Consider the following 23133-nt stretch of genomic DNA (forward strand, 5'->3'; position numbering starts at 1 on the left):
TGTTACCCGGCGGCCCGCCGGCCCGCGCCGATCTCACCTGGTGGCGGACAGGGCCGCGCGCATCGCGGCGACGGGCGCCTTGGCCGAGGTGAAGAGCTCGAACTGGTCCACCGCCTGCCACAGGAGCAGGTCCAGGCCCGAGACGATCGGGCAGCCCGCGCGCTGGGCCGCCGCCGCCAGCGGGGTCGGCCAGGGGTCGTAGATCGCGTCGAAGACCACCGGCCGCGCGGAGAAGTCCGCGACCGCCAGGTGGTCGGCCGCGCCCTTCGGGACCGTCGAGATCAGCACCGGGGCCGCGGCCGCCTCCGCGGCGGCCGCCCAGGGCCTCGCCGTCAGCTCCACGTCCAGGGCCTCCGCCACCGGGCGCAGCTCCTCGGCCGCCTCCGGGCGCCGCGTGTAGACCGTCACGTCCGCCGCCAGGCTGGCCGCGGCCGCGATCGCCGCCCTCGCCGTGCCGCCGGCGCCCAGCAGGGCCAGGGCCGGCGTGCGGGAGACGCCGGCCTCCAGCAGGGCCCGCACCATGCCGGGGGCGTCGGTGTTGTACGCGTGCCAGCCGTACGGCCGGCGCACGAGCGTGTTCGCGGCGCCGATCGCCGCCGCGAACGGGTCGACGAGGTTCGCGACCCGCAGGGCCGCCTCCTTGAGCGGCATGGTCAGGGAGAGCCCGGCCCACTCGGGGCCGAGCCCGCCGACCAGATCCGCCAGGGCGCTCTCGTCGCATTCGATGGCGTCGTACGTCCAGCCGCCCAGGCCCGCCGCGACGTACCCGGCGCGGTGGATCGCCGGTGAGCGCGAGTGGCCCACCGGCTTGCCGAGCACCGCGGCACGGGGCACTACTTCACGCCGTTCTTCTGCGCCTGGCTCCAGAGCTGCTGGAACTCCGAGTACGTCTTGGCGTACGCGGTGTCACCCTGCGTGTTGATGGCGAGGAAGTAGTAGTAGTCCGACTTCGGCGGGTTCATCGCCGCGCTCAGCGCGCTGTTGCCCGGGTTGCTGATCGGGCCGCGCGGCATGCCGGGGAAGTCGTGCGTGTTGTACGGGTTGTTTCTGTTGTGGATCTCGCTGTTGAGCAGCTCGGTCGAGGGCTTGGCGCCCTTGTTCGTGATCCGCAGGTAGTAGTTGACCGTGCTGTCGACCTGCAGGCAGTTGCACGGGAACTTGCCGCTGTAGACGCGGTTGTACAGCACCCGCACGATGCCGGCCTGGTCCTTGTCGAGGCCCTCGACCTGGGCGATCGACGACGCCACGAGCGCCTCGTAGGGCGAGATGTGCAGCGCGCTCTGGACCGTGTCGATGAAGCCGATCTTCTCGATCTCCTGGTTGAACCGGGCGATGATGATCTTCAGGATGCCGGCCGCGTCGACGTTCGGCGGGAGGTCGTAGGTCGCCGGGAACAGGAAGCCCTCGATGCCCGGGTCGCGCTCCTTCTTGTCCTGCCGCGTGTACCAGACGTCGCCGACGCCGAGCGCCTTCGGGTCCTTGGCCGCGTTCTCGAAGTCCGCGTAGGGGATCTTCGTGACGTCCGACAGCTTCTTGAACGTGTCCTGCCAGGTCAGGCCCTCGGGCAGGGTCACCTTGTTCACGACGCGGCTGCGCGGGTCGAGCATGAGCGACAGCGCGGCCGAGGCCTTCATCTGCTTGCGGAGGCTGTAGAAGCCCGCCTGGAGCTTGCGGCTGCGCTCGTCGTTCTTGGCCGCCTCGATGAACGCCTTGGCGCTCTTGACGACGTCCTTCTCGACGAGGGTGTTGGCGATGTCGGCGGCGAGCTGGCCCTGCACGACCTCGACCGTCACCTCGCCGGTGCCCCCGCCGTTGTAGTCGGGGGCGTTGAACATGTTCTTGACCTTGTCGATGCCGACCCACACACCGAGCGCGAGGCCGCCGACGACCAGCAGGCTGATGAAGAAGGCGAGGAACGTCTTGCCGCCGCGGCCCTTCTTGCGTTTCCTGGCCGGGGCGGAGTTGGAGTTGGAACGGTGCCGGTGACGCGGCCGCTCCTCGTCCTCCCACGCCAGATCCAGCTCGTCCATCTGCACTCTGCCTCCTGGGCGCTCAGCCACGAACTGCTCCGGCACGTCTGGCGTCGAGCCAACCCTGCAGGATCTCCACCGCGGCCGCCTGGTCGACGACCGCGCGCTGGCGCCTGCCTCGGACGCCGCGCTCCGACAGCCTACGTGCTGCCGTCGCGGTGGACATCCTCTCGTCCGTCAGCACGACCGGCACCGGCGCCGCCGCGGCGGCCAGCCGATCCGCATACTGCCTGATGAGGGTCGCCGCCGGACCCTCGCGGCCGGCCAGGTTGATCGGCAGGCCCACGACGAGCTCGACGGCTTCGTACTCGGCGACGTACCGCAGGATCTCCGAGATGTCGGACGGCTGCTTGTCCGGCTCGGTCTTCTGGTCTCGCGCGACGGTGGCCACGGGGCTGGCGAGGATGCCGTCGGGGTCACACACGGCCACGCCGACCCGCACCGACCCCACGTCGATGCCGAGGCGCCTCCCCCGGGTCCACTGCTCCACACGCGCACGATAACCGTTTCGCGCACCGTTACGCTCCACCCCCCGCTCGACCGGGTGCCGGGAACGGAGGCCTGAGACGGGCTTGAACCGTTGGCGGGACGGGATTTTCCGGCCGGCGACGCGACCCGTGCGCGCCGCGTCACCGTCCGACACGCCGGTTGCGTGGACCGTCCCCCACTCGGGTGATGAGTCCGGTATTTCGGATTTCGGCGAATCGGCGCGGACAGCAAAAGGGCGGCCCCTGCCGGGACCGCCCTCGCCTGCTGCTGTCTACAGGGCCTTCTCGACCGCGGTGAGCAGGTTCGGCGCCTCGGCGGCCGGGACGCCGCCGCCCTGCGCGAGGTCGGCGTTGCCGCCGCCGCGGCCGGACAGGGCGCCCTTGACCAGGTCGCCCGCCTTCAGGCCGCGGTCCTTGCCGGCCGCGTTGACGGCCACGACCAGCGACGCCTTGCCGCCCGCCCGCGAGGTCACGGCCACGACGGCCGGGCGGTCCGCCGGGATGCGGCCGCGGATCTCCTGCACCAGCGTGCGCACCTCGTTGGCCGACGTGCCCTCGGGCGCCTCGGTGCCGACGAACGCGATGCCGCGCACGTCGCGGGCCCCCTCGGCCAGCGCGCCCGCCCCGGCCAGCACGACCTGCGTGCGCAGCTTCTCCAGCTCGCGCTCGGCGTCGCGCAGCTGGGCGACCGTCTGCTCGACGCGATCGGCCACCTGGTCGCCGGGGACCCGGAACAGCTCGGCCAGCCGGGACACGAGCACGTGCTCGCGGGCCAGGTGACTGAACGCGTCCAGGCCGACCAGCGCCTCGACGCGGCGCACGCCGGAGCCGACGGACGCCTCGGAGAGGATCTTCACCAGGCCCAGCTGCGAGGAGCGCTCGACGTGGGTGCCGCCGCACAGCTCGCGGGCGTAGTCGCCGACCTCGACGACCCGGACCTCGTCGCCGTACTTCTCGCCGAACAGCGCCATGGCGCCGATCTTGCGCGCCTCCTCCTGCGAGGTGATGAAGGCGTTCACCAGCAGGTCGCGCAGGAGCACCTCGTTGACCTGCTGCTCCACGTCGTGCAGGACGCTCGCGGGCACGGCCCCGGGGGTGTTGAAGTCGAAGCGCAGCCGGCCCGGGGCGTTGAGCGAGCCCGCCTGGGTCGCCGACTCGCCGAGGAAGTTGCGCATCGTCTGGTGGATCAGGTGCGTCGCGGTGTGCGCCCGGGACACGGCCCGGCGCCGGTCGACGTCGATCTCGGCGAACGCGGTGTCGCCGGGGTGGACCTCGCCGGCCACCACGCGCGCGCGGTGCACGATGAGGCCGGGCAGCGGCGACTGGACGTCGAGCACCTCGACCTTGCCGCCGCCGAGGGTGATGAACCCGGAGTCGGCGAGCTGGCCGCCGCTCTCGGCGTAGAACGGGGTCGCGTCGAGGACCAGCGAGACCTCCTCGCCCTCCCCCGCCACCTTCGCGCCGAGCAGGGAGCGGACCCGGGACTCGCGGGCGACCTCGCGGTAGCCGGTGAACTCGACCGGGCCGCCCTCCTCCAGCGCCGCGCGGTAGGCGGACAGGTCGGCGTGGCCGGTCTTGCGCGCCTGGGCGTCGGCCTTGGCGTTGGCCTTCTGCTCGGCCATGAGCCGGCGGAAGCCGTCCTCGTCCACGGCCAGGCCCTGCTCGGCCGCGATCTCCAGGGTCAGGTCGATCGGGAAGCCGTAGGTGTCGTGCAGCTGGAACGCCTTGTCGCCGGCCAGCAGCGAGCCGCCCTTGGCCTTCGTCTCGGTGACGGCCAGGTCGAGGATCGTGGTGCCGGCGTTGAGGGTCTGCAGGAAGCGCTCCTCCTCGCCGTACGCGTACTGCGAGATCCGGTCGTACTCCTCGGCGACCTCGGGGTAGGACGGGGCCATGCAGTCGCGGGCGATCGGCAGCAGCAGCGGCAGCGCCGGGCCCTCCTGCCAGCCGAGCAGGCGCATCGAGCGGATCGCGCGGCGCAGGATCCGGCGCAGCACGTAGCCGCGGCCCTCGTTGCTCGGGATGACGCCGTCGGAGATGACCATCAGCGCGGTGCGCACGTGGTCGGCGATGACGCGCAGCCGTACGTCGTCGGGGTGGCTCTCGGCGGCGACGTGGGACACGGCCTGGCCGTAGCGCTTGCCGGTCAGCTCCGCGGCCTTGGCCAGGATCGGCTGGACCTCGTCGATCTCGTACAGGTTGTCGACGCCCTGCAGCATGGAGGCGATGCGCTCCAGGCCCATGCCGGTGTCGATGTTCTTGTTGGGCAGGTCACCGACGATGTCGAAGATCTCCTTCGACTTCACGTTGGTGATCTCGTGCTGCATGAAGACGAGGTTCCAGTACTCCAGGTAGCGGTCCTCGTCGACCTCGGGGCCACCGGCCTTGCCGTAGGCGTCGCCGCGGTCGTAGTACAGCTCCGAGCAGGGGCCGGCCGGGCCCGGGATGCCCATCGACCAGAAGTTGTCCTTCTTGCCGCGCCGCACGATGCGCTCGGCGGGCAGGCCCGTGCGCCGCCAGATGTCGATGGCCTCGTCGTCGTCCAGGTAGACGGTGGCCCAGATGCGCTCCGGGTCCAGCCCGAAGCCGCCGTCGGCGACGGAGTTCGTCGACAGCTCCCAGGCCAGCTTGATGGCGCCTTCCTTGAAGTAGTCGCCGAAGCTGAAGTTGCCGTTCATCTGGAAGAACGTGCCGTGCCGGCTGGTCTTGCCGACCTCGTCGATGTCGGGCGTGCGGATGCACTTCTGCACGCTCGTGGCCCGGCTGTAGGGCGGGGTGCGCTGACCGAGGAAGAACGGCACGAACTGGACCATGCCCGCGTTGATGAACAGCAGGTTGGGGTCCGCGATCGCCGGCAGCGGCGCCGACGGCACCACCGTGTGCCCGTTGTTCTCGAAGTGGGCGAGGAAGCGTCGCTTGATCTCGGCGGTTCTCATCGGTACTGCGGGCCTTCCGGGTAAAGGTCGTCGTCGAGGGTCAGGCCGTCGGCGAACGCGGCCTGGATCTCGGCCTCACGCTCGGCCATGCCGTCGCGCACGTCGTCCACGAAGCTGCGCACTCCGGCGGCGATGCCCATGGCACCGTCCCGCGCCGACGCCGCGATGCCCTGCGGGGTGAAGGCCTGGGCCTTCTTGGTGACCGCCCGGACCACCAGCGCCCCGACGGCGAGTCCGATTCCGAGCCACAGCAGACGCCGCATGGCTCAACCCTTCCCTTGTTGTGTTGGTCGTACCTTCAGTCGGCGGCGGTGCTCAGCCGCGCCGGCGCCGCTGCTTGATCTGCTCGCGGACCTCGGCCTCGTCGGCGTCACGGCGCCGGTTGGCCGCGGCCTTGCGCACGCCGTAGCCGAACGCGGCGACCTTCACCAACGGGTTGGCCGCGGCCGCACTGACCACCGTGGACAGGTTCGCAACGTTCGCGCTGACGTGCGACACGTTTTCGGTGATCGTGTCGATCCGCGCGAGCTGCATGTTGACCCCGTCGAGCGTCGTGTGCACCTGCGTCAGCGCGGTGTTCACGTTGTCGATCGTGGTGTTGACCCGCTCCAGCATCGGCGTGGTCTGGTTGGCGGCGTCGCGCAGCGCACCGGTAGCCGCGTCGATCGTGTGCCGCGCGCGCAGGATGGGCACGGCCAGCACGAGGACGAGCACAAAGAAGCCACCCGACGCCACCAGCGCCGCGATACCGCCCAGGGACACGGTCACGCCGTTCCTCCTCAACCCGCATGAATGCGTGATTCCAACGGAGGAACCCTACCCTCCGTGATGCATTGCCGCGCTTCGACCGGCGCAGGATGTGCGCTTTCACTTCGCGCGGTTCACGGGCCGGGTTGCCCACCACCGCCGGGGTCGTAACTGATGCGATTGAAAACTTTGATCGTCGTGACGGCCAGCGGGCAGATCGCCGTCGGTGCCGGACCGGGGTCGGCCTCGCCCGGCGCGGCCTCGGACGCCTTCGCCGACGGCCTCGCGGTCGGCGTCTTCGCGCCCGCGCTCGGGGGCGGCGCGGCGCTGATCGTCGGCCGGGCCCCCTTCACGTCGCACACGGCGGCGCGGACCCACAGGTCGAGCACGTACTCGTCGCGCTGCCAGCACGTCTCGATGCCGTCCACGCCCTCGGCCTGGCAGTCGGGGATGCTCCACTCCACCCAGCCGGCGTCGCGCAGCTTGCCCACGAAGGCACGGTTGGTCTCGTCGGGCCCGCGCGCGGACTCCCACGTACGCTGCCGGGACCGGCACTCGTTGATGCACCACCGGCTGCCGACCGCCCCGTCGGTGGGGTTGCGAGCGGCCCACTCCGGCAGATCAAGATCATCGAGCTCGGCGAACACGGGGTCGCGCGAGAGCTCGCGGATGACGAAGAACGCGGCCGGGGCACTGACGACGGCGAGCACCAGGAAAATGATCGTGAAGTACCGCAGCTGCCGGACCCGCTTGACCTGAGCCCGCTGGAGCAGCCCGAACGGCGCGATCTGCGTCGTGGACTCCCAGTCGAACGCGGCCGGCGAGCTGGCCGTGCCCCGGTACGTGACGGGGTTGGGATCGAAGCGCGCGAGATCGACGAACGGCTTCGGCGGCGGGCCGTCGGGCTGGGCCCGGCCACCGGGGGCTCTGCCGTTGCCGAACGGGCCGCCTCCCTGACCGCCGCCGGGTCCGCCACGGCCGCCGGGTCCACCCTGACCGCCCTGACCGCCCTGACCGCCTTGGCCACCTTGCCCGCCGCGGCCACGGGGCGCACCCGGACCGCCCTGACCCGCGCCGGGACCGCCACGGCCACCGCGGCCGCCGGGGCCACGCTGGTCGCCGCTGGGGCGGGTGCCGCGACCGCCGGGCCCGTCCTGGTTGCCCTGGTCGCCCTGACCGCCCGGGTTGCCCGGATTGCCTTGCTTACCTTGGTTGCCGGGGTTGCCTGGATTGCCGGGGTTGCCCTGGCCGTTGCCGGGAGCGTTGGGTCCGCGGCGGCTCGGGGCCTCGGCGGGCATACCGGCGCGCATCTCACCGGAGCGTGAGTCGCCGGCTCGGACCTCGCCGGTGCGCTGGTCACGGCCGCGCGCATCGCCGCCCCGGGCCTCGCCGCCCGGAACGTCGCCGCCGCGCTGGCCGGAGCCGCGCTGATCGACCCCGCGCAGGTCGCCGGTGCGCTGGTCACGGCCGCGCGCATCGCCCCCTCGGGCCTCGCCGACCGGGACGTCGCCGCCGCGCTGGCCTGAGCCGCGCTGATCGGGGCCGCGCAGATCGCCGGTGCGCTGATCGGGGCCACGCACATCGCCGGTCCGGGCACCGCCGCCACGGACGTCGCCACCACGGGCGTCGGCGGTGCGCTGGTCGGGGGCCGGGCCGGGATGGCCGGGGTGGAAGGCGGCGGGCTCCTCGGGTTCGGCCGCGTGCCGACGGCCACCGCCACCGGCCGACCGGCGTCCGGCCGGGGCCTCGGTCTCGCCCCGCCGCGGCTCGGGCAGCGCGTGGGCGGCCCGGCGCCCGGCCGGCGGCTCGGCCTCGATCTCGGGCGCACGCCGACGCCCACCACCGGCCGGCGGCACCGTGGGCGGCCCGGCTGGGCGGCACCGTGGGCGGCCCGGACGGCGGCGCCGTGGGCGGCCCAGCCGGCAGCGCAGTGGGCGGCCCGGCCGGCACCGTGGGCGGCCCGGACGGCCCCGAGTCGGACGGAGCCAGCGTGGCAGCGGCCGTCGCTTCCCAGGCAGCGGCCATCTCACGAGCGGTACGGCGCCCGCGCGCCCCGCCGTCCCGCCGTCCATCTCCCTCGGCACCACCGGCGACCCGCTGCTCCCGCCACGGCTCCCGCGAGTCCGATGTGGACTCACGACGAGGATCCGCCGCCGGCTCACGCCACGGCTCCGACGGATGCGCAGGACGAGACCCGGACCCCGACTCCCCCCGCGGATCCGCGACGGACGCACGACGAGGATCCGCCGCCGGCTCACGCCAAGGCTCCGACGGATGCGCAGGACGAGACTCGGACCCCGACTCCCCCCGCGGATCCGCGACGGACGCACGACGAGGATCCGCCGCCGGCTCACGCCACGGCTCCGACGGATGCGCGGAACGGGACCCGGACGTGGACTCGCGGCGCGGATCGGCCGGCCGGGAGCCGGACGTGGACTCGCGCGCGGCTCCCCGGGGCACGCGCCAGGCCTGCGTCGCGTCCGGGTTCGCCGGAACCGCGGGCGGGGCGGCGACGGCCGGAGACGGCGGCGGGGCCGCGGCGGCGGCCGGAGACGGCGGCGGGGCGGCCTCGGTGGACTCGCGCAGCACATCGCGCGGCGGACGCCAGGTCGGCATCGCCTCCGTGGCCGGTCCGGCGGCGGGTGCGGCCTCGCGCGGCACGCGCCAGGCCTGCGTCGGCTCGGCCGGCGGCGCGGGGACCTCGGCACGCGACCGGGACGAACGGGAGCGCCCGCCCGACCGGCCCGGCGGAGGCCCGGCATCAGGCGCCCCCGCACCACCACCGGGACCGGAACCGCCGCCACCGGGACCACCGCGACCGAGACCGCTGGAGCCCGGACCGCCACCAGGAGCGCCGGGGCCGCCAGGAGCACCGGGAGTGCCGGGACCGCCAGGAGCACCGGGAGCGCCGGGAGGGAAGCCGGGAGCGAAACCGCCCGAGTTGCCGGGCGTGAAGCCGCCGGCGCCGGGGCCGGTGTTCGCCGCAGCGTCGCCGCGCGACTGCGGGGGCACCGCGCGGCGCGGATTCACCCCGTCGAGCACGTCCGCCGCGGCCGGCGCGCCGTAGCCGGGGGCCTGGGCGCCGAAGTCGTCCGCCGGGTCGTTGCCCACGCCGCGCAGCTCGGCCAGCCAGCCGAGTTCGTCCTCGCTCGAGCCTGGGTCGGCCTTGCCGCGGCCGCGCCGCTTCTTGGCCTCGTCTCGACCCGAACTCACCGGTGTCGCTCCTCCACGCTGCTGTTCGGCTCCGGAGCGTCACCTGCCCCGGAGGCTTCGGTCGCTGCGGTCCCCCGCACGATACGCCGCAGTTTGGGCAATCGTTCCGCCACGGCGCGCTCCGCGCCATGGCCCTTCGGGCGGTAGTACTCCCGGTCGCGAATCCCTTCCGGGGCGTACTCCTGCTGCACCACGCCACGCGGATCGTCGTGAGGGTATTTGTAACCCTTCCCGTGCCCGACCCGGCTCGCCCCCTTGTAGTGCGAATCGCGTAAATGCGCGGGAACTGCACCGCCGTGCCCGGAGCGCACGTCGGCCATGGCCGCGCCGATGGCCGCGACCACCGCGTTGGACTTCGGCGCGAGCGCGAGATGGATCACGGCCTGGGCGAGGACGATCTGGACCTCGGGCAGCCCGACGTACTCGACGGCGTGCGCGGCGGCCGTCGCGATCGGCAGCGCGGTCGGGTCGGCCATGCCGATGTCCTCGCTGGCCGAGATGACCATGCGCCGGGCGATGAACCGGGCGTCCTCCCCCGCGGTGATCATGCGGGCCAGGTAGTGCAGGGCCGCGTCGACGTCGGAGCCGCGGATGCTCTTGATGAAGGCGCTGACGACGTCGTAGTGCTCGTCGCCGTCGCGGTCGTAGCGCAGCGCGGCCACGTCCACGGCCCGCTCGGCGGTCGCGAGGTCGACGGTGGCCAGGCCCTGCGCGATCGCCGCCCCCGCGGCCGCCTCCAGGGCCGTGAGCGCCTTGCGGACGTCGCCGCGGGCCAGCCGTACCAGATGCGCCTCCGCGTCGGCGTCGAGCGTCACGGCACCGTCCAGCCCGCGGGCGTCGGTGACCGCGCGGTTCAGCAGCGCGCGCACGTCGTCGTCGGTGAGCGGCTGCAGGGTCAGCAGCACGCAGCGGGACAGCAGCGGGGAGATGACGGAGAAGTACGGGTTCTCGGTGGTGGCCGCGAGCAGCGTCACGGTGCGGTCCTCCACCGCGGCCAGCAGCGAGTCCTGCTGGGTCTTGCTGAAGCGGTGCACCTCGTCGATGAACAGCACCGTGGGCGGCCCGCCGCGGCGGCGCTCCTTGCGGGCGGTGTCGATGACCGCGCGCACGTCCTTGACCCCGGCCGAGAGCGCCGACAGCGCGACGAAGTTCCGGTCGGTGGCCCCGGCGACGAGGTGCGCGATGGTGGTCTTGCCGGAGCCGGGCGGCCCCCAGAGGATCACCGACATCGGCGACGCGCCGCCGACGAGCTGGCGCAGCGGCGCGCCGGGGGCCAGCAGGTGCTGCTGGCCGACGAGCTCGTCGAGGCCGGCCGGGCGCATCCGGACCGCGAGCGGCGCGTCGGCCGCGACGTCGGTGAAGCCGCCGGTGACGGCCGGGTCCCCGATCGGGGATTCCGGGCCGCCACCAGCTGGTTGAACCTCGAACAAGCCGTCCACGGCCCCAGACCCTACAGTCCGGAGCTCAATTCGAGCGCTCGACCGGGACCTTCACGTCGGCGGGGGCCGGGGCCTTGGGCTTCGCGTCGACGCCGGCCTCGGCCCGCTGCTCCTTGGTGATGGGGGTCGGCGCGCCGGTCAGCGGGTCGAAGCCGCCGCCGGTCTTCGGGAACGCGATGACCTCGCGGATCGACTCCGCGCCGGAGAGCAGCATGCAGATGCGGTCCCAGCCGAAGGCGATGCCGGCGTGCGGCGGCGGGCCGTACTTGAACGCCTCGAGCAGGAAGCCGAACTTGTCCGCCGCGTCCTCGGCGGTGATGCCGAGGATGTCGAACACGCGCCGCTGCACGTCGCCGCGGTGGATACGGACCGATCCGCCGCCGATCTCGTTGCCGTTGCAGACGATGTCGTACGCGTAGGCGAGAGCCTCGCCGGGCGACTCCTCGAACCGGTCGATCCACTCCCGGTTCGGCGACGTGAACGGGTGGTGCACGGCGGTCCAGCCCTTGGCCCCGCCCCCGGTGCCGCCGGCCTCCGGGTCGGTGGGCTCGAACATCGGCGCGTCGACGATCCAGCAGAACGCCCACGCGCTGTCGTCCACGAGCTTGGCCCGCTTGGCGATCTCGATGCGGGCCGCGCCCAGCAGCTCCTGCGCCTCGCGCCGCTCGGTCGAGGCGGCGAAGAACACGGCGTCGCCGGGCTTGGCGCCGACCGCGTCGGCCAGGCCGCCCAGGTGCTCGGCGGAGAGGTTCTTGGCGACCGGGCCGCGGGCCTCGCCCGTCTCGGCGTCGAGCACCACGTAGGCCAGGCCCTTGGCGCCGCGCGCCTTGGCCCAGTCCTGCCAGCCGTCGAGCTCCTTGCGGGTCTGCGCGGCGCCACCGGGCATCACGACCGCGCCCACGTAACCGCCCGCGTCGATCGCGCCGGCGAAGACGCGGAACTCGGTGCCGCGCAGGTACTGCGTGAGCTCCGTCAGCTCCACCGAGTAGCGCAGGTCCGGCTTGTCGGAGCCGTAGCGCGCCATGGCGTCGTGCCAGGTCAGGTGCGGGATCTCGCCGTCGATCTCGTGCCCGGCGAGGTCGGACCACAGCGCCCGGACGATCGACTCGCCGAGCTCGATGATGTCGTCCTGGGTCACGAACGACATCTCGATGTCCAGCTGCGTGAACTCGGGCTGGCGGTCGGCCCGGAAGCCCTCGTCGCGGTAGCAGCGGGCGATCTGGTAGTACCGCTCCAGGCCGCCGACCATGAGCAGCTGCTTGAACAGCTGCGGCGACTGGGGCAGCGCATACCAGGTGCCGGGCTGCAGCCGGACCGGCACCAGGAAGTCGCGGGCGCCCTCGGGCGTGGAGCGGGTCAGCGTCGGGGTCTCGACCTCGACGAAGTCCCGGTCGGCGAGCAGGTTGCGCGCGATCTGGTTGGCCCGGCTGCGCAGCTTCATGGCCTTGTGCGGGCCGGAGCGGCGCAGGTCGAGGTAGCGGTACCGGTAGCGGACGTCGTCACTGACGGAACTCTTCCCCTGCGATTCCCCGTCGTCGATCGGCAGGGGCAGCGGCGCGGCCTCCGAGAGCACCTCGAGGCCGGTGGCGACGACCTCGACCGCGCCGGTGGGCAGGTCGGGGTTCTCGTTGCCCTCGGGGCGCAGCCGCACCTCGCCGGTGACGAGCACGCAGTACTCGTTGCGCAGCGCGTGCGCGGCCTGCATCTCCTCGCGGAAGACGACCTGGACCACGCCCGAGGCGTCGCGCAGGTCGACGAAGATGACCCCGCCGTGGTCGCGGCGGCGGGCCACCCAGCCGGCCAGCGTCACGGTCGTTCCGGCGTCGGCGCCACGCAGGGTGCCGGACTCATGGGATCGGATCACGAGGTCTCCTTCGGCGAACTACGCAAAGTCACCCACATTCTTTCACTGCAGTCCCGGCGCCATGTCCTCGGCCGGGGGGTTCCACTCCGCGCTCGTGGCGGGCACCTGCTCGCCGGAGCGGATGTCCTTGACCTGATCGCCACCCTCGGCCGAGGCGCTGGCCGGGAACCACACGAACGGGATGCCGCGCCGCTCGGCGTAGCGGATCTGCTTGCCGAGCTTCGCGGGGACGGGCGCGACCTCGGTGGCGATCCCCCGGGCGCGCAGGTCGGCGGCGATGCGGTTGCTGGTCGCCCGCTCCTGCTCGCTCCACAGCGCGACGAGCACCGCGGTCGGGGTGGGGCGGCTGACGGCCAGGCCGCCGGCGTCGAAGAGCAGGCCGAGCAGGCGGGACACGCCGATGGAGATGCCCACGCCCGGGAAGACGTCCCGGCCCGCGCTGGCCAGGTTGTCGTACCGGCCGCCGGAGCAGATGGAGCCGTACTGCTCGTAGCCGACCAGCTCCGTCTCGTAGACGGTCCCGGTGTAGTAGTCGAGTCCGCGGGCGATCTTCAGGGTCGCCTCGACCAGGCCGGGGCTGTGCTCCCGGGCGGTCTCCACGACCGCGGCGAGCTCAGCGACGCCCTCGTCGAGCAGCGGGTGCTCGACGCCGAGCGCGCGCACGGCGTCGGCGAAGGAGGCGTCCTGGGCCCGGATCTCGGCCAGCGCGAGGCACGCCTTGGCCTGCGCCTCGCTGCCGCCGGCCGCGACGATGAGCTGGGCGACGGCGTTCGGGCCGATCTTGTCCAGCTTGTCGACTATTCTGAGGATTTCCTCGGGGTCGCAGAGTCCGAGGCCGCGGTAGAAGCCCTCGCACAGCTTGCGGTTGTTCACCATGATCTTGACCGGCGGAATCGGCAGCGAGCGCAGCGCGTCGCCGATGACCAGCGGGATCTCGGCCTCATAGTGGGGCGGGAGGGTATCGCGGTCGACGATGTCGATGTCGGCCTGCAGGAACTCGCGGTAGCGTCCGGCCTGTGGCTTCTCGCCCCGCCACACCTTCTGGATCTGGTAGCGCCGGAACGGGAACTGCAACTTTCCGGCATTTTCAAGCACATAGCGGGCGAACGGAACGGTCAGATCGAAGTGCAACCCCAGGCTCACCTCGTCCTCGCCCTCGGCGGCCTGGAGGCGGCGGAGGGTGTAGACCTCCTTGGAGGTCTCGCCCTTGCGCAGCAACTGGTCGAGCGGCTCGACGGCCCGGGTCTCCAGCGAGGAGAAGCCGTAGAGCTCGAACGTGCGGCGCAGCCGGTCGAGCACCTGCTGCTCGGCGATGCGCTGCGCGGGGAGCCACTCCGGGAAGCCGGACAGCGGCGTGGGTCGGGTCATCGGTGTCTACCAGCCTTTACGCGGCGCCTCGAGCGCCTCACGGAGATAGGGGTTGCGGGCCCGCTCGCGGCCGATGGTCGTCTCGGGGCCGTGCCCGGGCAGCACGACGGTCTCGTCGGGCAGCGTCAGCACCTTGTCCCGCAGGCTCGCCAGCATCTGCGCCATGCTGCCGCCGGGCAGGTCGGTGCGGCCGATCGAGTCGCGGAAGAGCACGTCGCCGGAGAAGCACAGCCGGTCGTCGCCGTCGCCGCCGCGGAACATGACCGAGCCGCGGGTGTGCCCCGGCGCGTGGTCGACGGTCAGCTCCAGCCCGGCGATCTTGAGCACCAGGCCGTCCTCCAGCGGCGCCACGTCCTCGGGCTCGGTCCACGTCAGCCGGCCGCCGAACAGCGCCGTGAGGTCGGTGCTCAGGCCCTTGGTGGGGTCGGCGAGCATCTCGGCGTCGTCGGGGTGGATGTACGCGGTGATGCCGCGCGCGCCGCAGACCGGCGTCACGGAGAACGTATGGTCGAGGTGGCCATGGGTGAGCAGCACCGCGGCGGGCTGCAGACGATGCTCGGCCAGCACCTCGTCGAGGCGGTCCGTCACCCCGATGCCCGGGTCGATGACCACGCACTGCTCGCCCGGCCCGGGGGCCACCACGAAGCAGTTGGTCCCGAACGCCTCGGCCGGGAACCCGGCAACCAGCACGGCGGCGCTCCTCACTGTCGATGTCCCGTCTCTGACCAGGTAGACCCTATCCGGAGGTCAGCCACAGCGAACCGTGACCGGGCGGCGACCCGCATTCCGGGTTCTACCCGTACACTCTGGCGGGCGTGTGACGTGGCACCCAAATGTATTTTCCTGGAGGGGAGCACAGGTGGCTTCCAGTAAGAGCCGGCAGCGCGCTCTGGCGCGGGCCAAGACCGAGCGGCAGATTGCCCGGAGGGCGGCCGCGGCGCGGCGCCGCCGTCAGTGGCAGGCGGGCATCGGCACGGCCGTGGTGCTCGTGTTGCTGGTCGTGGTCGTGATCTGGAAGACCGGCGGCTTCTCTCCCGCCCCGGCCGTGGCCGCGGACTGTGCGTATACGTCCGTCGACCAGGCCACGGGCATCGTCGACGTCGGCAAGCCGCCGGTGAAGGACGTCGTGAAGAACGGCGTCGAGACGATGACGATCACGCTCGGCCAGGGCACGGTGACCGCCAAGCTCGACCCGAGCAAGGCGCCGTGCACCGTGAACAGCTTCCGGTACCTGGCGGGCAAGAAGTTCTTCGACAACACGACCTGCCACCGCGCGACGGACACCATCCTGCAGTGCGGCGACCCGTCCGGCACCGGCAGCGGCGGCCCGGCGTACCGCTTCCCGGACGAGAACCTCCCGTCGCCGAGCGCCCCGTCGGCCGACCCGAGCGCGCCCGCCGACGCCTCCGCCCCCGCGGCGAACACCGCGCTGTACCCGGCCGGCACGCTGGCGATGGCCAACTCCGGCGCCAACACCAACAGCAGCCAGTTCTTCCTGGTCTTCAAGGACCAGCAGTTCCCGCCGAACTACACGGTCTTCGGCACGATCGTGGGCGGCCTCGACGTGCTGCAGAAGATCGGCGCGGCCGGCAACGACGGCTCGAACCAGGCCGGCGGCGGCAAGCCCAACCAGGAAGTGAAGATCAGCTCGCTGACCGTCACCGACCAGGCGCCGCCCGAGCCCGAGCCCGTCCCCTCGACCAGCGGCGCGGCCTCGACCCCCGCCTCCGCCGCGCCGTCGGCCGGCGCCTCCAGCAACTCCTGAAGCGTGAAGTCCACCCCATCCCTGTTGAGCAAGGAGTACCAACCGTGAGCACCAACCGGGACCGTCAGCGCGCCGCGGCGCGTTCGCGGCTGGAACGGGAGATGGCCGACCGGGCCGAGCAGTCCCGACTCCGGCGCCGTAGGAACACGACGATCGCCGCCGGGGCAGGCGCCCTGGTCGTGGTGCTCGTCGCGGCCTGGTTGGTGGTCGCGCTGACCGGCGACGACGACAAGAAGGGCGCGGCCTCGGCGAACCCGTCGGGCTCCGCGGGCGCGCCGGGAGCCTGCGCCTGGCAGCCGCTGGTCGACCCGAGCGCGAGCGCGGCGCCGGACCCGGAGCTGGCGAAGAACACCAAGGACGTGGGCAAGCCCCCGACCACGGGTGAGCCGCGCACCGGCACCCAGACGATGACGCTGGACACGAGCATCGGCACGATCAAGATCGAGGTCGACACCGCCCACGCCCCGTGCACGGCGGAAAGTTTCACCTACCTGGCCAGCAAGAAGTTCTTCGACGACACCATCTGCCACCGCCTGGTGCTGCAGAGCATCTACGTGCTGCAGTGCGGCGACCCGTTCGGCACCGGCTACGGCGGCCCCTCCTACCGCTACGCCGAGGAGAACCTGCCGACCGGCAAGCGCCCGGCCTACGGCGAGGGTGTCGTCGCGATGGCGAACAACGGCCAGCCCGCCTCGACCGGCAGCCAGTTCTTCATCGTCTACAAGGACATCGCCCAGCTCGACGCGAACTACACGGTCATCGGCAAGGTGACCGAGGGCCTGGACCTGGTCAAGAAGGTCGCGGAGGCCGGCGTGGTGCCGGACCCGTCGGCGCCCGCCGCGGACCCGTCCGCGGGCCCGAGCGAGGGCAAGCCGAAGACCGAGGTGCGCATCAAGAGCCTGACGATGAGCGCCCCGACCCCGTAAGGTCCGCAAGCGAGAGGGCCGCCCACCGAATCCGGTGGGCGGCCCTTTTCGTATCCGCGTGCGTGCGTCAGGCGCCGGACGTGACGCGGTAGGCGTCGTAGACGCCGTCGATGCGCCGGACGGCCGCCAGCAGGTGGTTGAGGTGCTTGGGGTCGGCCATCTCGAAGCTGAAGCGGCTGATGGCCACCCGGTCCCGCGTCGTCGTGACCGTGGCCGAGAGGATGTTGACCTTCTCGTCGGACAGCACCCGGGTCACGTCGGCCAGGAGCTTGTGGCGGTCGAGCGCCTCCACCTGGATGGCCACGAGGAACGTCGAGGCGCTCGTGGGCTTCCAGCTGACCTCCAGGACCCGTTCCGGCTGCTCCTTGAGGTCCGCCGCGTTCGCGCAGTCGTCGCGGTGGACGGAGACGCCGCCGGAGCGGGTGACGAAGCCGAAGACGGCGTCGCCCGGCACCGGGGTGCAGCAGCGGGCCAGCTTGATCCACACGTCGTCGACGCCGAGGACCTCGACGCCGGGGTCGGTGGCGGCCGTCCGGGCGCGGGCCGGCCGGGTCGGGAGGGCGGTCTCGGCGATGTCCTCGACCGCGCCCTCCTCGCCGCCGTAGCCCTGCACGAGGCGCTGCACGATCGACTGGGCCGAGGCCTGCCCGTCGCCGACGGCGGCGTAGAGGGCGGCCACGTCGGCGAGGTGCAACTCCCGGGCGATCGTCATCAGCGACTCGGACGTGAGCAGGCGCTGCAGCGGCAGGCCCTGCTTGCGCATGGCCTTGACGATCGCCTCCTTGCCGGCCTCGATCGCCTCCTCGCGGCGCTCCTTGTTGAAGTACTGCCGGATCTTGGTCCGGGCCCGCGGGCTCTTGACGAAGCCGAGCCAGTCCTGGGTCGGGCCGGCGGTCTCGGACTTCGAGGTGAAGATCTCGATGACGTCGCCGTTGGACAGCGTGCTCTCCAGCGGCACGAGCTTGCCGTTGACACGGGCGCCGATGCACTTGTGGCCGACCTCGGTGTGCACGGCGTAGGCGAAGTCGACGGGCGTCGAGCCGGTGGGCAGCGCGATCACGTCGCCCTTCGGCGTGAAGACGTAGACCTCCTGGCTCGACAGGTCGAACCGCAGCGCGTCGAGGAACTCGCTCGGGTCGCTCGCCTCGCGCTGCCAGTCCAGCAGCTGCCGCAGCCAGGTCATCTCGTCGATGTGCGCGGGCGGGCCGGCGATCGTGGCGTTCTTGGTCTCCTTGTAGCGCCAGTGCGCGGCGATGCCGTATTCGGCCGTGCGGTGCATCGCGTAGGTGCGGATCTGCAGCTCGACCGGCTTGCCGGTGGGTCCGATGACCGTCGTGTGCAGCGACTGGTACATGTTGAACTTCGGCATGGCGATGTAGTCCTTGAACCGGCCCGGGACGGGCTGCCAGTTCGCGTGGATCACGCCGAGGGCCGCGTAGCAGTCGCGCACGGTATCGACCAGGATGCGCACGCCGACCAGGTCGTAGATGTCGCCGAAGTCGCGGCCGCGGACGATCATCTTCTGGTAGACGGAGTACAGGTGCTTCGGCCGCCCGGTCGTCTCCGACTTGATCTTGGCGGCCTTGAGGTCGTTGGCGACCTTCTGGGTCACGGTGCGCAGCAGCGAGTCGCGCTGCGGGGTGTGCTCGGCGATGAGCCGGCTGATCTCGTCGAAGCGCTTGGGGAACAGCGTGCGGAACGCCAGGTCCTCCAGCTCCCACTTGATCGTGTTCATGCCCAGCCGGTGCGCGAGCGGGGCCAGGATCTCCAGCGTCTCCTTGGCCTTCTGCTCCTGCTTGGGCCGCGGCAGGAAGGTCAGGGTGCGCATGTTGTGCAGCCGGTCGGCGAGCTTGATCACCAGCACCCGCGGGTCCTTGGCCATCGCGACGACCATCTTGCGGATGGTCTCGGCCTTGGCCGCGTCGCCGAGCTTCACCTTGTCGAGCTTGGTCACGCCGTCGACGAGCAGCGTGACCTCGCCGCCGAAGTCGACCTGCATGCGCTCGATCGTGTATTCGGTGTCCTCGATCGTGTCGTGCAGCAGGGCGGCCACCAGCGTGGTGGTGTCCATGCCCAGGTCGGCGAGGATGGTGGCGACCGCGAGCGGGTGCGTGATGTAGGGGTCGCCGGACTTGCGGTACTGCCCCTTGTGGAAGTGCTCCGCCATGTCGTAGGCGCGCTGGAGCAGCCGCACGTCGGCCTTCGGGTGGCTGGCCTTGTGCTGGGCGATGAGCGGCTCCAGCACCTCGCTGACGGAGGGGCTCTGCCACGGCGCGTTGAAGCGGGCCAGCCGGGCTCGCACGCGCCGGCCCGTGGGCGCGGCCCCGACGAGGCCGGCCATGGCGCCCGTGACCCCGCTGGCGGCGTCGGTCAGGTCCTCGGTGTCCTCGTTGAGGATCTCCTCGGGCGTGCGGCGCGGGGGCTGCTGGTCGGTCGCGCGGCGCTGGGGCGCGCCGGGCGGCGTCGGGAACTGCAGCACCACGCCGCCGGCCTCCGCCGTCTCCGGCGGGCTCGGTTCGCGGACGTCCTGCGGTTCATCCTGCACGTGGTCGACCGTACCCTCAATGGGGGGTGCGATGTCGCCGGTCACCGGCCGCTCCTCATCGCCGACAACGTTCCGAACCGCAAGCTTACCCGTCCGGGCCGGCATTTCCCGTCAGCGGAAGGGCCGGGAAAACGGGGCGGAAGCCCCCGTGCGCGGCCCTCAGACGGTCAACAGGGCATGAACCGGACGCGGCGCGAGTCTCTGCCGCCCCTCCAGGAACGACAGCTCCAGCAGGACGCTGAAGCCGCTGACCGTCCCGCCGGCGCGCTCGACCAGCCCGAGGGTGGCCGCGGCGGTGCCCCCGGTGGCGAGCACGTCGTCGACGACGAGCACCCGCTCCTCCGCGATGAACGCGTCGGCGTGCACCTCCAGGGCCGCCTCGCCGTACTCCAGCGCGTAGGTCGCCGAGACGGTGGCGCGGGGCAGCTTGCCGGCCTTGCGGACGGGTACGACACCCTTGCCCGTCGCGTAGGCGATCGCGGCGGCGATGACGAACCCGCGCGCCTCGATGCCGGCCACGACGTCGAAGCTCTCCTCGCCGTGCTCGGCGATGATCGCGTCGACGGCGGCCGCGAACGCCGGACCGTCGGCGAACAGCGGCATGAGGTCCTTGAACACGATCCCCGGCTTCGGGAAGTCCGGCACGTCGAGGACCTTGCTCGCGACCAGCTCGGCGATGTCCACGGCGCTCCTCACCCAGAAAACGTCAACGGGCGCCGCGAGGACCGCGGCGCCCGTTGATTTTCGCAGTTGACCGGCTACCGCCGGCCGCCGCCCCCGGCGGGACGGCCGCCCGCGCGCGGGCGCTTGCCCTGGCCGGGCCGCGCCGCCGGGCGAGCGCCCGGACGAGGGGCCGCGCCGGCGAGCTCGGAGCGCTCGACCGCCTTCGCCGGGCCGCCGATCGGCACCCCGTCGCTGTCGCGGGCCGGGCCGGCCGCGCGGGTCGCCGCCTCCTTGGCCTGCGCCGCGCGCTTGGCCTTGACCCGGTTGGCGTGCTGCTGCAGCCGCGGCTCGCGGCTCTTGAGCTCGGCCAGCACCGGGGTGGCGAAGAAGATCGACGAGTACACCGCGACGCCCATGCCGATGAAGAGCACGAGACCGAGGTCCTTCAGCGTGCCGGCGCCCAGCAGGCCGGCGCCGATGAAGAGCAGGCCGCCGACGGGCAGCAGTGCCACCAGACCGGTGTTGATGGAGCGCATCAGGGTCTGGTTGACCGCGAGGTTGGCCGCCTCGGAGTAGGTCGAGGTGCTCGAGCCCGTGATGCCGCGGGTGTTCTCCTGCACCTTGTCGAACACCACGACGACGTCGTAGAGCGCGAAACCGAGGATCGTCAGGAAGCCGATGACCGTGGACGGGGTGACCTCGAAGCCGACGAGCGAGTACACGCCGCCGGTGAGGATCAGGTCCAGCAGCAGCGAGGCGATCGCGGCGACGGCCATCCGCCACTCGAAGCGCGCGACGAGGTAGACCAGCACCGCGGCCAGGAAGATCGCGAGGCTCAGCGCGGCCTTGTTGGTGACCTGGCCGCCCCACGAGGTGCTCACCGCGCTGTCGGAGATCTGGGTCGCGTCGATCCCGAAGGTCTTCGCGACCGAGTCCTTGATCTCGGTCTGGCGCTGGGCGTCGTTGATCAGCTCGGTCTTGATGATGTACTGGCTGTCGCCGACGGTCTGGCCGGTCTTGACCTCGACCCCGGCGTCGCCGAACGCCTTCTCGACCTGATCCAGCGTGCCCACCTTGACCGGCACGTTGTACTGGTTGCCGCCCTCGAACTCGATGCCGAGGGTGAAACCGCGGATGAGCATGCTCGCGATCGCGATGATGATCGCGACGGCGGCGACGGTGAACCACACCTTACGGCGGCCGACGATGTCGACGCCGGCCTCACCGCGGTAGAGCCGGGCTGCGATGCCACTGGCGCTCATCGTCAGGCCTCCTTCGGGCGGTTACGACGGGTGGTGGGCGCCGCGTCGGTGGTGGATCGCTGTTCGAGCACGCGGCCGAGACCGCTGACCCGCGGCGACAAGAACGCCTTGCTGCGGGCGAAGAGCGTCATGATCGGGTGGCGGAAGAGGAACACGACCACGAGGTCGAGGATCGTCGCCACGCCCAGCGCGAAGGCGAAGCCCTTCACCGAGCCGATCGAGACGAAGTACAGGATCGCGGCGGCCAGCAGCGTGATCGTGTTGGCCGAGATGATCGTGCGGCGGGCCCGCACCCAGGCGCGCGGCACGGCGCTGCGCGGGCTCCGGCCGTCGCGGATCTCGTCCTTGAGCCGCTCGAAGTAGATGACGAAGGAGTCCGCCGCCACACCGAGCGAGACGATGAATCCGGCGAAGCCGGCGAGGCTCAGCGTGAAGCCGATCCAGCGGCCCAGGATGATCAGCGACATGAAGACCAGCACGCCGGAGAGCACCAGGCTCAGCATGATGACGCCGCCGAGGAGCCGGTAGTAGAAGAACGAGTAGAGCACGACCAGCAGCAGGCCGATGCCGGCGGCGAGCAGGCCGGCCTCCAGGTGCGAGCTGCCCAGCGTGGCGGAGATGCTCTGCGCGTCCTGCGAGGTGAACGACAGGGGCAGGGCGCCGTACTGCAGCTGGCTGGCCAGCAGCTGGGCCTCGGTCTTCGTGAAGGTGCCGCTGATCTCGGCGTCACCCGGGATGACGTTCTGGATCGTCGGGGCCGACACGACCTCGTTGTCGAGCACCACGGCGACCTGCTTGCTGTCCTGGCCGTTGTTGTAGGCCACGCGGGTCAGGTCGGTCCAGCGGTTCTGCCCGTCGCTGTGGAAGGACAGGTTGACCGTCCACTTGCCGTTCTGCGAGTTGATGCCCGAGCTCGCGCTCGACACGTCGGTGCCGAGCACCTTCGCGGCGTCGAGCTGGTACTTCACGCCCGGCCCGCACGCGACCGCGGGCTCGTCGGGCTTGCTGATCGAGCCGACCGGCCGGTGGTTGAGCTTGTCGCAGGTGATGTACGGGATGTTGTACTGCATCGACGCCGGCAGCACCGCGACCTCGGCCGGCGACAGGTCCTTGAAGCCCTTGTAGGTCTCGGCCTTGGCGGCGTCCTGGCTGAAGTCGACCGGCGCCTGCTCGGCCATGGCCGCGGCCCAGACACTCGCGCCGAGCTTCTTCTGCACCGCGGCGCGCTGCGTGGCGATGTCCGGGGCGAGGGACTCCGACGCCGAGGCCGACGCGCCGGCACCGGCGGCCGCGGACTCCGACGGGTTCGCGCTCGGCGCGGCGCTCGTGGCCGTCGGCGTGGCGGAAGGCTTCCCGGTCGCCGAGGCGTTCGCCGACGCCGGGGCCGACGCGCCCGTGGAGGCCGGCGCCGACGCCGGCGCCGAGGCCGAGGCCGAGGCCGACGGGTCGGTCGCGCCCGTGTCGCCGGTCTGCCCGGTCACCATGCGGAAGCGCAGCTCGGCGGTCTGGCCGATCTGCTTGAGCCGGTCGTCGCTCTTGCCCGGCAGGGAGACGACGATGTTGTTGCTGCCCTCGACCACGACCTCGGCCTCGGCGACACCCAGGCCGTTGACCCGCTGGTCGATGATGCGGCGGGCGGTCTCCATCTGATCCTGGGTGGGCGGCTTGTTGCCCTCCAGGTTCTGGGCCTGCAGCGTGACCGTGGTCCCGCCGATCAGATCAAGGCCGAGCTTGGGCTCGAGCCGGTCGCGCCAGCCACCCTTGCCGCCGAACCATACGATGGCGGCGAGGATGACGAAGATGGCGGCAAGCACGGCGAGCTGGCGGCTCGGGCGCATCGGTGCCTGAGGTTGTGCCACGGCTGTCGGGTCTCCCTACACGACGCCGGCG

At 72.0% G+C, this 23133-nt stretch carries 17 protein-coding genes; 2 read left to right on the plus strand and 15 right to left on the minus strand.

Annotation, left to right across the window (positions count from 1 at the left end):
- Positions 1–33: 33 nt before the first annotated feature.
- The 11 genes from ACQP1P_RS36705 to ACQP1P_RS36755 all read right to left on the minus strand — a co-directional run bounded on the left by ACQP1P_RS36705 (position 34) and on the right by ACQP1P_RS36755 (position 14772).
- Positions 34–819 carry a shikimate dehydrogenase gene (locus tag ACQP1P_RS36705; protein ID WP_433090253.1) on the minus strand — a complete coding sequence of 262 codons (786 nt, stop codon included), beginning with the start codon at positions 817–819 and terminating at the stop codon, positions 34–36.
- Between the two features lie 14 nt (positions 820–833).
- Positions 834–2030, minus strand: a complete 1197-nt coding sequence (gene mltG / locus ACQP1P_RS36710; RefSeq protein WP_433078212.1) for an endolytic transglycosylase MltG — start codon at positions 2028–2030, stop codon at positions 834–836.
- Positions 2031–2052: 22 nt separating this feature from the next.
- On the minus strand, positions 2053–2520 hold the full coding sequence (gene ruvX, locus ACQP1P_RS36715; protein ID WP_433078214.1) for a Holliday junction resolvase RuvX: 468 nt from the start codon (positions 2518–2520) through the stop codon (positions 2053–2055).
- Between the two features lie 270 nt (positions 2521–2790).
- The gene (alaS, locus tag ACQP1P_RS36720; protein WP_433078216.1) at positions 2791–5451 is read right to left on the minus strand and encodes an alanine--tRNA ligase; all 2661 of its coding nucleotides are present in this window, start codon (positions 5449–5451) and stop codon (positions 2791–2793) included.
- Complete coding sequence (locus tag ACQP1P_RS36725) at positions 5448–5714, minus strand: hypothetical protein (RefSeq protein ID WP_433078218.1); 267 nt, start codon at positions 5712–5714, stop codon at positions 5448–5450. Before ACQP1P_RS36725 ends, alaS begins: the two co-directional genes overlap by 4 nt.
- 52 nt (positions 5715–5766) lie before the next feature.
- On the minus strand, positions 5767–6213 hold the full coding sequence (locus tag ACQP1P_RS36730) for a DUF948 domain-containing protein (protein WP_433090255.1): 447 nt from the start codon (positions 6211–6213) through the stop codon (positions 5767–5769).
- 119 nt (positions 6214–6332) lie between these two features.
- Positions 6333–8054 (minus strand): hypothetical protein, encoded by a 1722-nt coding sequence (locus ACQP1P_RS36735; protein ID WP_433078220.1) that lies wholly within the window; start codon positions 8052–8054, stop codon positions 6333–6335.
- Between the two features lie 1353 nt (positions 8055–9407).
- Positions 9408–10850, minus strand: a complete 1443-nt coding sequence (locus ACQP1P_RS36740) for a replication-associated recombination protein A (RefSeq protein ID WP_433078222.1) — start codon at positions 10848–10850, stop codon at positions 9408–9410.
- A gap of 25 nt (positions 10851–10875) precedes the next feature.
- Positions 10876–12714 (minus strand): aspartate--tRNA ligase, encoded by a 1839-nt coding sequence (gene aspS, locus ACQP1P_RS36745; RefSeq protein ID WP_433078224.1) that lies wholly within the window; start codon positions 12712–12714, stop codon positions 10876–10878.
- Between the two features lie 42 nt (positions 12715–12756).
- A complete protein-coding gene (gene hisS, locus ACQP1P_RS36750; protein WP_433078226.1) occupies positions 12757–14082 on the minus strand; it encodes a histidine--tRNA ligase in 1326 nt (441 codons plus the stop codon).
- Between the two features lie 6 nt (positions 14083–14088).
- Positions 14089–14772 carry an MBL fold metallo-hydrolase gene (locus tag ACQP1P_RS36755; protein ID WP_433078228.1) on the minus strand — a complete coding sequence of 228 codons (684 nt, stop codon included), beginning with the start codon at positions 14770–14772 and terminating at the stop codon, positions 14089–14091.
- Positions 14773–14941: 169 nt separating this feature from the next.
- Between ACQP1P_RS36755 and ACQP1P_RS36760 the strand changes: the two genes are divergently transcribed.
- Positions 14942–15847, plus strand: a complete 906-nt coding sequence (locus tag ACQP1P_RS36760) for a peptidylprolyl isomerase (RefSeq protein WP_433078230.1) — start codon at positions 14942–14944, stop codon at positions 15845–15847.
- A 44-nt stretch (positions 15848–15891) separates the two neighbouring features.
- Positions 15892–16773 (plus strand): peptidylprolyl isomerase, encoded by an 882-nt coding sequence (locus ACQP1P_RS36765; protein ID WP_433078232.1) that lies wholly within the window; start codon positions 15892–15894, stop codon positions 16771–16773.
- A 67-nt stretch (positions 16774–16840) separates the two neighbouring features.
- Here ACQP1P_RS36765 and ACQP1P_RS36770 read toward each other — a convergent pair whose 3' ends face one another.
- The 4 genes from ACQP1P_RS36770 to secD form a co-directional block, all read right to left on the minus strand.
- Positions 16841–19318, minus strand: coding sequence for a RelA/SpoT family protein (locus tag ACQP1P_RS36770; RefSeq protein WP_433078234.1), 2478 nt, complete (start codon positions 19316–19318; stop codon positions 16841–16843).
- 159 nt (positions 19319–19477) lie between these two features.
- The gene (locus ACQP1P_RS36775; protein ID WP_433078236.1) at positions 19478–20014 is read right to left on the minus strand and encodes an adenine phosphoribosyltransferase; all 537 of its coding nucleotides are present in this window, start codon (positions 20012–20014) and stop codon (positions 19478–19480) included.
- A gap of 62 nt (positions 20015–20076) precedes the next feature.
- Positions 20077–21243, minus strand: a complete 1167-nt coding sequence (secF, locus tag ACQP1P_RS36780; RefSeq protein ID WP_433078238.1) for a protein translocase subunit SecF — start codon at positions 21241–21243, stop codon at positions 20077–20079.
- Positions 21244–21245: 2 nt separating this feature from the next.
- The gene (secD, locus tag ACQP1P_RS36785) at positions 21246–23102 is read right to left on the minus strand and encodes a protein translocase subunit SecD (RefSeq protein WP_433078240.1); all 1857 of its coding nucleotides are present in this window, start codon (positions 23100–23102) and stop codon (positions 21246–21248) included.
- Between the last annotated feature and the right edge of the window lie 31 nt (positions 23103–23133).

This window comes from Dactylosporangium sp. CA-052675 (genome assembly GCF_050947935.1).
Lineage (GTDB): Bacteria > Actinomycetota > Actinomycetes > Mycobacteriales > Micromonosporaceae > Dactylosporangium.

Coding starts and splice junctions, on each gene's coding strand:
- mltG (WP_433078212.1), bottom strand. CDS start 2,030: ATGGACGAGCTGGATCTGGCGTGGGAGGACGAGGAGCGGCCGCGTCAC.
- ACQP1P_RS36725 (WP_433078218.1), bottom strand. CDS start 5,714: ATGCGGCGTCTGCTGTGGCTCGGAATCGGACTCGCCGTCGGGGCGCTG.
- hisS (WP_433078226.1), bottom strand. CDS start 14,082: ATGACCCGACCCACGCCGCTGTCCGGCTTCCCGGAGTGGCTCCCCGCG.
- secF (WP_433078238.1), bottom strand. CDS start 21,243: ATGAGCGCCAGTGGCATCGCAGCCCGGCTCTACCGCGGTGAGGCCGGC.
- alaS (WP_433078216.1), bottom strand. CDS start 5,451: ATGAGAACCGCCGAGATCAAGCGACGCTTCCTCGCCCACTTCGAGAAC.